At 39.9% G+C, this 13,538-nt stretch carries 11 protein-coding genes; 2 read left to right on the top strand and 9 right to left on the bottom strand.

Annotated elements, in window-relative coordinates; genetic code table 11:
• Positions 1–15: 15 nt before the first annotated feature.
• Positions 16–624: a succinate dehydrogenase cytochrome b558 subunit gene (locus tag MUN87_RS04860; RefSeq protein WP_244746552.1), complete on the bottom strand. Its 609-nt coding sequence runs from the start codon at positions 622–624 to the stop codon at positions 16–18.
• 342 nt (positions 625–966) lie between these two features.
• Here MUN87_RS04860 and MUN87_RS04865 point away from each other — a divergent pair, with 342 nt between their 5' ends.
• Positions 967–1,392: a DUF2507 domain-containing protein gene (locus MUN87_RS04865; protein ID WP_244746553.1), complete on the top strand. Its 426-nt coding sequence runs from the start codon at positions 967–969 to the stop codon at positions 1,390–1,392.
• A 22-nt stretch (positions 1,393–1,414) separates the two neighbouring features.
• Here the strand turns inward: MUN87_RS04865 and uvrC are convergent, their stop codons facing one another.
• The 7 genes from uvrC to zapA form a co-directional block, all read right to left on the bottom strand.
• The gene (gene uvrC / locus MUN87_RS04870) at positions 1,415–3,133 is read right to left on the bottom strand and encodes an excinuclease ABC subunit UvrC (protein WP_439649658.1); all 1,719 of its coding nucleotides are present in this window, start codon (positions 3,131–3,133) and stop codon (positions 1,415–1,417) included.
• A gap of 143 nt (positions 3,134–3,276) precedes the next feature.
• The gene (trxA, locus tag MUN87_RS04875; protein ID WP_244716118.1) at positions 3,277–3,591 is read right to left on the bottom strand and encodes a thioredoxin; all 315 of its coding nucleotides are present in this window, start codon (positions 3,589–3,591) and stop codon (positions 3,277–3,279) included.
• Positions 3,592–3,788: 197 nt separating this feature from the next.
• A complete protein-coding gene (locus tag MUN87_RS04880; protein ID WP_244746555.1) occupies positions 3,789–4,193 on the bottom strand; it encodes a DUF350 domain-containing protein in 405 nt (134 codons plus the stop codon).
• Positions 4,194–4,207: 14 nt separating this feature from the next.
• A complete protein-coding gene (locus tag MUN87_RS04885; RefSeq protein ID WP_244746556.1) occupies positions 4,208–6,556 on the bottom strand; it encodes an endonuclease MutS2 in 2,349 nt (782 codons plus the stop codon).
• A 118-nt stretch (positions 6,557–6,674) separates the two neighbouring features.
• A complete protein-coding gene (gene polX / locus MUN87_RS04890; protein WP_244746557.1) occupies positions 6,675–8,390 on the bottom strand; it encodes a DNA polymerase/3'-5' exonuclease PolX in 1,716 nt (571 codons plus the stop codon).
• A gap of 62 nt (positions 8,391–8,452) precedes the next feature.
• The gene (locus tag MUN87_RS04895) at positions 8,453–9,004 is read right to left on the bottom strand and encodes a CvpA family protein (protein ID WP_244746558.1); all 552 of its coding nucleotides are present in this window, start codon (positions 9,002–9,004) and stop codon (positions 8,453–8,455) included.
• A 7-nt stretch (positions 9,005–9,011) separates the two neighbouring features.
• On the bottom strand, positions 9,012–9,272 hold the full coding sequence (gene zapA / locus MUN87_RS04900; RefSeq protein WP_244747883.1) for a cell division protein ZapA: 261 nt from the start codon (positions 9,270–9,272) through the stop codon (positions 9,012–9,014).
• A gap of 121 nt (positions 9,273–9,393) precedes the next feature.
• Here zapA and rnhC point away from each other — a divergent pair, with 121 nt between their 5' ends.
• On the top strand, positions 9,394–10,341 hold the full coding sequence (gene rnhC / locus MUN87_RS04905) for a ribonuclease HIII (RefSeq protein ID WP_369414002.1): 948 nt from the start codon (positions 9,394–9,396) through the stop codon (positions 10,339–10,341).
• A gap of 760 nt (positions 10,342–11,101) precedes the next feature.
• Here rnhC and pheT read toward each other — a convergent pair.
• Positions 11,102–13,525, bottom strand: a complete 2,424-nt coding sequence (pheT, locus tag MUN87_RS04910; protein ID WP_244746560.1) for a phenylalanine--tRNA ligase subunit beta — start codon at positions 13,523–13,525, stop codon at positions 11,102–11,104.
• Positions 13,526–13,538 lie beyond the last annotated feature (13 nt).

The raw sequence follows: 13,538 nt of genomic DNA on the forward strand, positions 1-13,538 counted from the left end.
TTTCCTGCTTCTTAATTAAACGAATGCTAGAATAGCACTAACTCCGACATATGATATTGCTAAGAAAATAAGTAATGTTACGTATGTAGCTATCTTCTGTGAGCGAGGTGATACTGTAATACCCCAGCTGACTAAAAAGCTCCATAAACCATTCGCGAAATGGAATGTAGTTGAAATAATACTAATAATGTAGAACCATAACATTCCAGGATTAGCTACGATGTCTTCCATTAGACTAAAATCGAGTTCCTTCGTTCCCATTCCAATCTGAATTCTTGTTTCCCAAACGTGCCACACAATAAACACTAATGTGACAATACCTGTGATTCGTTGCAAGTAAAACATCCAGTTACGGAAAAAGCCATAACGTCTGACATTGTTCTTAGCTACAAATACGATGTACACACCTAGTACGGCATGAAACAAGATCGGCAAGAAGATAACAAAGATCTCCAGTGCATAGCGGAATGGTAATGATTCCATAAAATGTGCTGCTTGATTAAAGTTTTCCTCACCATATACAGCAAAATGGTTCACAACTAAATGCTGCATTAAAAATATACCGATCGGCACAACCCCTAATAGCGAATGTAACCTGCGATAAAAGAATTCCCTATTCTCCACCTTTTGTACCCCCCTCTGTCATTTATCTCAATTACAACATACGACTCTTCTAAACACTTCTGCAGTGAAGCGCTTTACATCTCGTACGGAGATTCTATCTTTCGTTTCATCCCGATTTTACGAGAGCTCCCATCCAAAGAAATTCGTATATTGGTACCACATTCATTGTACTTCTATCATGAAAAAGCGTCAAGAAAACGAATTCTTTTTATTCAAAAATTTGTCGATTATCTGGAGAATTTTAGAGAAAGTTACTTTCGAACGATTGCAGAATGCATAAAAAAAAGAGATAATGAATACAAACAGTATCGTTTTGATGTAGGTTAGAGAGGGGAACAATTTGTGACACAGAATAAGACAAGCTTAGCAACTATACTTGCAAACTTACAATCTACCAGCAGTGGTTATGATTTGTTACGTTATATTGGATTACCAGAGGTATTAGGACAGGATTCTAATCTGATCCTGTATGTAATGGGAAAAAACTTTGCTCGTCAGGCTGAATGTGCTACATATGACGAAATCCAGGAATTTTTTCAGCACGCTGGCTGGGGAGAAATACGACTGATCCAGGAGAAACGTCGCGGTTTTATTTATCAGCTCGATGGCGAACTGGTAAAAGCGCGATTAGAAACGATTAAAGATATCGACTTTCATTTGGAAGCAGGCTTTCTCGCGGAAACTATTTTTCAACAGACAAATAAAAGCTGTGAAGGGTTAGCAGAATTGAAAAAAGACCACGTACTTTTTCACGTATTACATAACTAAAGCTCCTTATTCCTAAGGAGCTTTAATTCGTTGTACTTAATTGTTGCAGAATCCGCTCTGCTATCGGTTTCGGAATTCCCAGCTTTGTTATCTCCTCAATGGTGGCCTGTTCAATTTCTTTGATTGACTTAAAATGTGTAAGGAGCGTTTTTTTCCGTTGTGCCCCCACTCCTTCAATTTCATCTAATTTCGAGTGAAACGCACTTTTACCTCTTAGCTGCCTGTGAAAAGTAATCGCAAAGCGGTGCACTTCATCTTGAATACGTTGAATAAAATAAAATTCCTGTGAACGGCGGTCTAATGCTACGATCTCTGGCGGATTTCCATATAACAGTTCGCTCGTCCTATGTTTATCATCTTTCGCCAGACCACATAGTGGAATATCAAGACCGAGCTCATTTTCCAATACATCTATAGCTGCTGACATCTGTCCTTTCGACCCATCGACAAGAATTAAATCCGGAAGCGGTGCGTCCTCTTTTAATATTCTTGTATACCTTCTTCTGATAACCTCTCGCATCGTTTCGTAATCATCCGGACCTTCCACACTTTTTATTTTGTATTTTCGATATTCTTTCTTAGCAGGCTTGCCATCTACAAAAACAACCATTGCTGAAACTGGATCTGTCCCTTGAATGTTGGAATTATCAAAGGCTTCGATCCGATGAGGTGTTTCAATGTGAAGTTTCTCACCCAGACTTTCCACCGCTCGTATTGTACGTTCTTCGTTCCGTTCAATTAAACTGAATTTCTCCTGCAGGGCTATTTCTGCATTCTTTCCTGCGAGTTCTACTAATTCTTTCTTTCTCCCCCGCATAGGGATGTGAACGTCGACTTCCAGTAACTCTTTTAACAGCTCTGTATCAGTTGCAAGCGGCACAAGGATCTGTTTCGGTTTCGGATGATGATGGTGCAAATAGAAACTACCAATAAAGCTGATAAACGTTTCCTGTGCTTCATCAAAAAACGGAAAAATCGAAATGTCCCTTTCGATTAACTTCCCTTGGCGAATAAAAAAGACTTGTACACACATCCAGCCTTTATCATAACTGTAATGGAATACGTCACGATTAACCTGGTCATTCATCGTCATTTTCTGCTGTTCCATCACTGATTCAATATGCTGAATCATATCACGAAATTCTTTGGCCCGCTCAAAATTTAAGTCTTCGGACGCTGCCAGCATTTTTTCCTGTAAATCATTTTTGATTGCCTTATGCCCACCATTTAGGAAGCTGACGATTTCCTGTGTGATTTTTTGATAATCTTCTTTCGATGGTGGATCATCAGCACATGCCAGACATTGATGCATGTGATAATAGAGACAGTGGCGGCCTTTCGGATTATTACATTTACGTAATGGATATAATCTGTCCAGCAATTTCTTGGTTTCTCTTGCTGCAAGAACATTGGGATATGGACCGAAGTATTTTCCTTTATCCTTTTTCACTTTTCTCGTAATAATAAGGCGTGGATGCCTTTCGTTCGTTATTTTCAAGAAAGGATAGGACTTATCGTCTTTCAATAATACGTTATACTTCGGATCGTATTTCTTAATCAAGTTCATTTCCAGTATCAATGCTTCTATTTCGGAACTTGTCACGATATATTCAAAGTCTTTTATTTCACGAACAAGTCGTTGTGTTTTTTGATCATTGGCACCTATAAAATAAGAACGAACCCGATTTCGAAGCAATTTGGACTTCCCGACATAAATTACCGTGCCATGCTTATCCTTCATTAAGTAACATCCCGGCTGCGTTGGCAACACAGCTAACTTTTCTCTTATATTCTCCTCCAATTTCTCACCTCCCGACTACCATCTTCTCTCCGAAAAGAATCCCTCATTACAGCAACTGCTATAACAAGGGATTCGACCATTCCTTATGCATGTTTGTTGATAATTTCAACAAGTGCTTCTTTCGGCTGGTAGCCTACAACTTGCTCAACTACTTCACCGTCTTTGAAAAGAAGAAGTGTAGGGATACTCATTACTCCGTATTTACCAGCTGTTTCTTGGTTTTCATCCACGTCCAGTTTTACGATTTTAACCGTATCGCTCATTTCTCCATCTATTTCTTCTAGCACTGGTGCGATCATTTTACAAGGTCCACACCAAGTAGCCCAAAAGTCTGCTAACACTAATCCCTCACTAGTTTCATTACTAAAAGTTCCATCATTAGCTGCTACGATTGCCATTTATAATTCCTCCTTTATTATTCCAAGTTCCTAACAAGTATAACATTGACAAAAAAATCATTCTAATACTTTGCTTAATGCTATCATATGACAGCCAGTCAAAACTATACCGAGGTTACGTAATAGATACCAACCGCCATAAACAGGATCGCAATAACGAGTAATACATAAGCTAAAGTCTTCACAAGTCCACTCCCTTACTGGATGCTTGAACCGATCACATAAGATAAACCAACGGAAATGACAAGTGATATGAAACCAACTGCACGGTTATCATTGGCGATTTCCTGGTCGATTTTATACGTTGGGGTCAAAAATTCGAAAATAAAATAGCCGAATAATAATAGTAAAAATCCGAAGCCACCCCAGGCAATACTCTGCAGAATGGTATCATTATGCTCAATGGAGTAGCGGAAAATATTCGCTATCCCGAAGATCTTCCCACCAGTAGCCATCGCAACACTTAAATTACCTTTTTTAATTTCATCCCAATTTTTGTAGGACGTTACAAGCTCAAATACAACAAGAAACACAATCAAACATAAAATCGCGACACTGTATCTGGCTGCAGTCTCCACAAACACATTCTCCCAAAAGTTCATATTCCAGTCTCCTCCTATCTCAATTCTAGAACCGTAACACCTAGACCACCTTCACCCATATCACCATCTCTGGAATTGGCGATTTTGGAATGTTTGCGGGCAAAAGTCTGCACACCTTTTCTTAGTGCTCCTGTACCCTTCCCGTGAATAATGGATACTTTGCTGTATCCTGCTAACAGGGCGTCATCGATGTATTTCTCTAATTGATTAAGAGCATCTTCATAACGTTCGCCACGAAGATCTAATTCTGGCTTTACGTGATACTGGGAACCCCGAACAGTAGCTAAAGGTTTTTCCATTACTGGTTCATCCCGTTTGATGAACAGCAAATCTTTTCTTTTTGCTTTCATCTTCATGATGCCGACTTGAACTTGAAATTCGTTTTTACCTGTCTGTTCAATAATAGAACCTTTCTGATCTAACGATAACAGACGGACTTCATCGCCTGGCTGGAGCGTTTTGGCTTTTGCTTCATCGAAGACAGGTTCTTGTTTTTTCTGTTTCTTCGTTAATTCTGGCTGGGCTTCATCCAGCAATTTTCTAGCTTCGATCCATTCATGTTCTTTGATTTCAGCTGCAGACTGCATGTTGCGAATTTCGGATACAATGAATTCTGCTTCCTCTCTTGCTTTTGTCACAGCTTTCTCTGCTTTTTCTTCTGCTTTTTTGTATAGAGATTCGCGTTCTTGCTCAAATTGCTGCCATTTCTTTTCTAATTCTTGTTTGAGCTGAACGGCTTCTTCTAATAATTCATGAGCATCGTCGTAATCTGTTTCGGCTTTTCTTCTGGAATCTTCCAACGATGCAATCATGTTCTCGACACTCTTCGAATCGGTACCAATATGACCTTTCGCCTCTTCAATAACACCCTCAGATAATCCAAGTCTTTTCGAAATCTCGAAGGCATTACTCCGTCCTGGCACACCGATTAACAATCGGTATGTCGGCTTCAATGTCTGTACATCAAACTCAACAGAGGCATTAATAACACCTTCACGATTATATCCATATGCTTTTAATTCCGGATAATGAGTCGTTGCAATGACATTTGCCTTCCGTTCAATGACATGGTCCAGAATTGACATCGCAAGGGCTGCCCCTTCCTGCGGATCAGTCCCTGCCCCTAATTCGTCAAACAGGATTAGCGAACGGCGATCAAACTGTGCCAGGATATCCACAATATTTGTCATGTGAGAGGAGAAGGTACTCAGACTCTGCTCAATCGATTGTTCGTCTCCAATATCGGCGAAAACGTCCGAGAACACTGCCATTTCACATCCGTCCTGTGCAGGAACCTGCAAGCCCGATTGTGCCATCAGTGTACAAATCCCTACCATTTTTAAGGTGACAGTTTTACCACCTGTATTCGGTCCTGTAATAACTATTGCCGTATAATCCTCACCAAGTGCAACGTCATTGGCCACCACTTCACTAGCGTCAAGCAATGGATGACGAGCCTGCTTCATTTTGATTACACCTTGATCATTCATCGTTGGACGACTTGCTTTCATCTGATGACTTAATTTTGCCCGTGCTACGATGAAATCAATAGCTGCTAAAGCTTCTACATTTGTCATCAGAAAACTTTCATCTTCAGCAATTCGGATCGATAAATCTTTCAAAATCCGTTCAATCTCTCTTTTCTCTTCCACACGAGCCGCTTGCAGTTCATTATTTATTTCAACAACAGATTGCGGCTCCATAAACAGTGTCTGTCCAGAAGCAGACTGATCGTGAACGATGCCGCCGATGGCAGAGCGGTACTCCTGTTTAACTGGTAATACGTAACGGTCATTTCGAATTGTGATAATCGCATCAGATAACATTTTTGCCTTTGTCTTTGTAAAATTATCTAACCGATCCCGCACCTTATTCTCATTGGTTCTGATTTTAGAACGTAAGCCGCGCAATTTATCCGACGCACCGTCCATCATGTGCCCATGTTCATCGATACAGCTTTTTATTTCACGTTCGAGTTCATTTAATGGCACAATTTGCTCCGATAATTCCTGTAAAATCGGAATGTCCACATCTTCTAAATGATCGATAAAATGCTTAAGCTGTTTACCTCCATAGATAGTGCTTGCCACATCGAGACATTCATTAGTGGATAGAATACCGCCAATTACCGCACGTTTAACACTCGGTTTGATGTCAACAATTCCACCTAATGGAACATGACCTTTCAAGCGAATAACATGATAGGCTTCATCGGTCTCATCCTGCCATCTAACTACCTGATCAAGTTCTGTAGCAGGATGCAGCTTGCGCACTTTCTCCTTCCCTAAGGAAGACGCTGCTAATTCCGATAGCTGCTCAAGCAATTTATGAAATTCTAATATTCTAAGAATTCGTTTATTCATTAACATGATCCTCCATTAATTTGTGTTATGCATTTGCTTCATGTAGTTCGGATATATTTCTTCTGATTTCTGAAGAATAATTTGTAAAAGCTGCTATTCCTTATTATAACAGCAGATTTTATTTAGTCTCTAGCCATTCACGTAATTGCTCTGCTGTCCAAGTATTTACGACTGTTTCTTTTCTTAATTTACCTCGTCTTGCCGTACCTACACCAGTCTTCATATCTTCAAGCATCTGAAAGCTGTGCGCATCGGTATTAATTGCAATTTTCACGCCTTTTTCCTGAGCAAGCTCAACCCATTTCGCAGCGAGATCCAATCGATTTGGATTAGCATTCAACTCAAGGATCGTGTTCGTATCTTTTGCTTCATTTATCAACCATTCCACGTCTACCGCATATCCATCCCTTCTTCCGATTAAACGGCCTGTAGGGTGGGCGATCATATCGACATGTGGGTTGTGCAACGCTTGAAGCAATCGTTGATGAATCTTTTCCTGTGATTGTTGAAAGCTAGAATGTATGGAAGCAATAACGAAATCAAGCTCTTGCAGCATATCATCTTCGAAATCCAATTTCCCATCTGGGAGAATATCCATTTCAATGCCTGCAAAGAGATGGATATCTGAATGTCTAGCTTGCACCTGTTCGATTTCTTTCCGTTGCAGTCGCAATCGTTCTTCATTTAACCCGTTCGCTACTCGTAAAAACTTCGAATGATCGGTAATAGCGATATAATCATATCCTTTTTCTTGGGCACGATTTACCATCTCTTCAATCGATTGCGCGCCATCACTCCATGTCGTATGCATGTGTAAATCTCCACGAACCGATTCGAGATCTACCAGTTCAATCTCGGACTTCGCTAAATCAAGTTCGTCTTTTCCCTCCCGAATTTCAGGTGGAATATAATGCAAACCAAAACTTTGGTAAAATGCTTGTTCGGAATCGAATGTTTCTGTTTCTCCTGATTCCACATCTTCTACTCCATATTCGCTAATTTTCTTACCTTGTGCTTTCGCTAATTGCCGCATTAATACATTGTGATCCTTTGATCCGGTAAAATGATGCAATGTCGTCGCGAATTCCTGATTGGTAACCAAGCGAAAATCAACACTAATATCATAACGTCCTTCTACTACTATGGACACTTTTGTTTCGCCAGCTGCAATCGTGTCAATTCGAGATTCGAAGGCTAGTAATTGCTCCCGAACCTTTTCTGGACTATCTGTCGCAATAATAAAATCAAGATCCTTTACTGTTTCACGTGAGCGCCTCATACTTCCAGCAATGGAAAAGCGTGAAATTTCTGTAATAGAAGCTAAGAATTGTTCGATTTGCTCTGCAACACTTGTTACACCAGATACTGGTAACCGCTCAGGACGTACACCAATATTATTCAATGCTTCCATTATTTTTTCTTCCGTTTTTTTACCGAATCCTTTTAGTACTTGGATTTCTCCGTTCTCACAAGCTTTTCTTAACGTCTGCTCATCAATTACGTTCAGCTCATGATAGAGCTTAGCGAGCTTCTTTCCACCTAATCCTTGCAGGTTTAAAAGCGGAATCAGTCCTGCAGGCACAGCTTTTTCTAATTGTTGTAACGTGTCAGATTCACCATTTGTCACAAATTCTGTGATAACACTAGCTGTTCCTTTACCCACTCCTTGCAGTTTCGTAAAATCATCGATTTCTGCTAATGAGCGATCGTCACGTTCTAATGCTGATGCTGCTTTTCGATAAGCGGAAATTTTAAAAGGATTTTCTCCTTTTAATTCAAGGTAAGTAGCAATTTTTTCTAATAATTTTATGACGTCTTTTTTGTTCACGGTCATGATTATTCCCCTCACTTTACAGATAAATACCCTTGCTGTCTGTCGTTGCAAGGGCATATGTACTACTCCTTATGAAATGGATCACTTTCAAACCAATAACTCGTCAATTTCTCTGATAATACTGGTGTATGTTCAATAATCGAAGTGGCAATGCCTGAATGATCAATCATTGTCTGAATATGTGACACAGGAGCCAATGCTAATATATATAGTGCAACAAAAATAAGCAAATAAACTTCAATAAATCCTAATACCGCACCTAACCAGCTGTTAATCAAACGCAAGAACGGTAAATCAGCAACAAAATCAAGCATGGTTGCGATGATTTGCAGAATAATTTTGCTCACAAAAAATAGAGCACCAAATGCAATAGCATTATAATAAGCCGTTTCTAAAGGGACAGTTTCCAAGAAAACAGCCCATGACGAATCCGACATAATTTCCGGATATGGAATCCATAACTCAAGATTGGACGCCAAATCATCATAATAAGTAGCTGCTACAATAAAAGCAACAATAAATCCAGTTAAATGAAGAACTTGCAGGATAAATCCTCTCCTCATTCCAACAAGTACTCCAATAATAAATAAAACAATCAATATTAAATTCACCATGATAATGCTATTCCTCTTTCTCCTCTAGTAATTTTTGTAACACATCAAATTCTTCTTTTAACTTTATGTAATCATTCATGGTATTAACCGCTGTTAATACTGCTAAATTAGTAGTGTCCAAAGATTTATTAACCTCATGTATTTCACGCATTTTTTCATCGACTAGACTAGCGACTATGCGTACTTGTTCATTTTTTTCATTTCCTACTATGTTGTAGGATCTACCATATATATCAACGGTGGTCCGTGCTTTTTCTGGTTGGGACACCATGATTCCCCCTTCTAGACAAATAACCTTAAAATTAATATTAACATGAAGCATTCAATTAGAAAACTATTCTGATAAAACCATTCCTGTTATACTTATTATAGAAAATAAGAAAGGACGAATGCTAGTGTCAACTATTGTTTTACAGATTACTAAAAAAGATTTACCCAAGCTAAAAGATTATTACGTAGATTATATTACCAAAGTTCCGGCGAATAGTCTTTTCTTAGCTAAATTTAATAATGTCACGATTACTGCCTATCATTCTGGTAAAGTCATGTTTCAGGGACAGCAAGCTGTTACCGAATCGAATAAATGGCAAAAACTCGCGACAAATACAAAGGGATCCTCTCGTGGTCAAGGTTCTGTTAACGAACATGATTATATGCCGCCGGATACTTTATTCCGCTCTGCCCATATAGGCACAGATGAAGCGGGCACAGGAGATTATTTCGGTCCGATCACGGTAAGTGCTGTCTATGTACCTGAAGAAAAAATCGGATTACTGAAATCCTTAGGTATCACCGATTCCAAAACACTAACAGATGATCGTATCCGTGTGCTAGCAAAGGAGCTCGTAAAAGAGAAAATTCCTTACACGTTAATGACATTACATAATGACAAGTACAATCAACTGCAAAAGAAAAGCTGGAATCAAGGAAAGATGAAAGCTATGCTTCATCAGCACGCGATTCAAAAACTGCTAAAGAAAATGGAAGCAGCTCCAGATGCGGGCATTCTTATCGATCAGTTTTGCCAGCCGTCTTCCTATATCAAACATATTAAGCAGGAAGGCATAAAATTAGAAAAGCAGACCTACTTCATGACGAAAGCAGAAAGTTATTCGACTGCTGTGGCTGCAGCCTCCATTATCGCAAGGGCCAAATTTGTCAAAGAGATGGATAAACTGTCATCACAAGCCGGCGTAACCATTCCTAAGGGAGCTTCAAGTAAAGTGGACGAAACAGCTGCCTATTTGATAAAAAAGCATGGCTTGGCACATTTATCTTCCCTGGCAAAAATGCACTTCGCCAACACAGATAAAGCATTGAAATACGCAAAAAGATAGATTAACACCAACCACATAAATGAAATGATTTTGTCAAATGCCTTTAGAAGTCAATTAGGCTTTCCTTTCTTATAAGAAAAATTGGGTTTGTTCACCCGGTGCTAACTAACAAAATTATATTCAGCAACCCATAATATGGATTATGTAAAGTGGAGTTGTATATCAATGTGGTGATTTTGATATACAATATGTACTTAGCAAAGCTCCGGAAATAGGCTCCGCGTCCTGTGTGGCACGGCTTCAGCTAGGCTACTACTTGAACTACTTCTTTGCTGCCTTGTGCCGAGGAAGCTCACTTCAAAGCGTTACTTGCAGAGACAGGCACAAATGAAGTGGATCTTCAGCTCGTGCTGATCCCACGGGAGTCTCCGCCTATTTCCTACGCTTAAGGGAAGTGCTACAACGATTGGAACAGCAAAGAGCAGTGGTTCCTAGCATTACGTTATTCAAAAGCTGATATTTATGGTTCACTCAATATGCTAACAATCAATTCCAAAAGTTGTAGAGCACCTACCTTAGCAGAGGTCAACCACGGAGACTCCTGCAGGAAGCGGAGTGGTTGGCCGAAGCGGCATCCCAGTACATTAAATATTTCAATATGGATACTTGGCTAGCGATGGCTAGTTTACATAACCCTTATTATAGGAACTCAGCTTCATGTTCAATATGACTACTGCTGTGACTGCACTTTTTATGCTTTCTTTACTGATAAAAAAGAGAAAAAGGCTGCATACTTTATCAAAAGTTGCAGCCTTTTTGTTTATCCTCTTAATTCTGCCTGATGTTTCGTTGCTACTGCGTCTAAGATTGCCTGATACGATGCTTCTACTTCGTCATCTGTTAACGTACGTTCTGGATCCTGATAGAACAGACTGAAAGCGATCGATTTCTTACCCTCTGGCAAGTGTTCGCCCTGGTAAACATCGAATACTTGAATATGCTGAACCAGTGTACCACCTGCCTGGGCAATCGTGGCTTCTACTGCACCTGCTGCAACTTCCTGATCCACTACAAGTGCAATATCTCTCGTTACGCTTGGGAAACGTGGAATCTTAGCAAAGCTTGGTTCATTTTGGTAGCTTGCCAAAATATAATCCATGTCGACATCGAAAACAAACGTTTCTTTGAGGTCATAATCTTTTTGCAACTGTGGATGTAACTGACCAGCAAAGCCGACAGAACGGTCACCTAGGAACAGCTGTGCTGTGCGCCCTGGATGCATACCTTCCAACTTCGCCTGTGTGAAGGTCACATCTGTATTTAATGACGCAAATAACGCCTCTAAAATACCTTTGACAACGAAGAAATCAACTGTCTTTTTCTCTTGTTGCCATGGCTGCAATGTCCACTCACCTGTTAACGCACCTGCTAATCGTAATTTCTCCTTTGGTTGTGTCGTCACTTGCTCTTCTTTAGAAAGGAAAATACTTCCCAACTCATAATAGGCAACGTTTGATTGCTTTCGTGCTACATTATAGGAAACAGATGCTAGCATCTCTGGTAAAATACTGAGACGAAGTGTACTGTGTTCCTCACTCATCGGCATGGACAATGATACAGGAGAGACCATTTCTTCTGTCACTTCTGGACTTACTAATTCTGTTGCTCTTGCTCCACTAGTCAAGGAATACGTAACGGTTTCTGATAAACCTGCTCCTTCCAAAAAGCGTTTAATGTGACGTTTTAACGCTTGGTATTCGGTTAAACCGCCAGCTTGTTCTCCAGCTGGTAATGTAAACGGCAGATTATCATAACCATAAATCCGTGCGACTTCTTCGAGCATATCTTCGAAAATAACAATATCCTGACGTCGAGTTGGTGCGTAAACAGTGAATGTCTCACCATCTTGTTCATATTTAAAGTGAAGCTTACGCAAGATATCGGCAATGTCTTCATCAGAAATAGCTGTACCAAGACGATCATTAATAACAGAAGTCCAGATCGTAACTGTTTTTTCTGTATAATCCAATGCATCATAAGCTGCGATACCAGTCAAAATTTGAGCACCTGCATACTTTTCTAGTAGCTGACAGGCACGCTCACCAGCAAGACGAACGCGGTTCGGGTCAACGCCTTTTTCAAAGCGCGTACTTGCTTCACTTCTTAAATCAAAATCTTTCGATGCTTGGCGAACAGTTGGGCCTGCAAAGTAAGCTGCTTCTAGTAACACGGTCGTCGTTTCTTCCGATACTTCGGAGTCAGCTCCACCCATAACACCCGCTAATGCTACAGGTACTTCTCCATTCGTGATCACAAGATGTTCATTCGTTAATGTGCGTTCCTGATCATCTAATGTAACAAATTTTTCCCCTTCTTTTGCCATTCTTACGACTACTTCGTTGGATCCGAATTTATCATAATCAAAAGCGTGAAGTGGCTGTCCGTATTCTAATAAAACATAATTTGTAATATCTACCACATTGTTAATCGGTCTGATTCCCGCTGCCATCAAACAATTTCGCATCCATAGAGGGGACGGCCCGACTTTTATATCTTTTGCAACAAACGCTCCATAATAAGGGTTCTCTTCAATTGCTTCCACTTTTACTGTTACAGCATCTGACACATTGTCCTCAACTGTATGATAATTCGTATGTGGCAACCGGATCGGCACATCCAAGATAGCTGCAACTTCATAAGCAACCCCCAGCATGCTTAAGGCATCAGATCGGTTCGGAGTTAATCCTAATTCCATAATAACATCATCTAAATTCAGCAATGACGTTACATCTGTACCAACTTCTGCATCCTCTGGAAAAACGAAAATACCAGTAGTGAACTCTTTCGGTACATATTTTTCCTCTACCCCAAGCTCTTGCATGGAGCAGATCATTCCATTAGATTCAATACCACGTAATTTAGCTTTTTTGATTTTGAAGTTTCCAGGCAGAACAGCACCTGGTTTAGCTACAGCTACTTTTTGGCCAGCTCTAATATTCGGTGCACCACAAATAATTTGTAATGTTTCGTCACCTACGTTCACTTGGCATACATTCAATTTATCTGCGTTGGAATGTTGTTCACAGCTTTCCACATAGCCGACCACTACATTATTTGCTGGTGTCGCGAAATTTTCTAATCCTTCTACTTCAATCCCTGACTTCGTAATGCGTTCTGCTAAATCTTCATAGCTTAACTGATCTATATCGACATAATTTTTTAACCAATTTAATGATACTAACATGCTTTCTCGTCCT

It is taken from the genome of Gracilibacillus salinarum (genome assembly GCF_022919575.1).
In the GTDB taxonomy this organism is placed as follows: Bacteria; Bacillota; Bacilli; order Bacillales; family Amphibacillaceae; genus Gracilibacillus; species Gracilibacillus salinarum.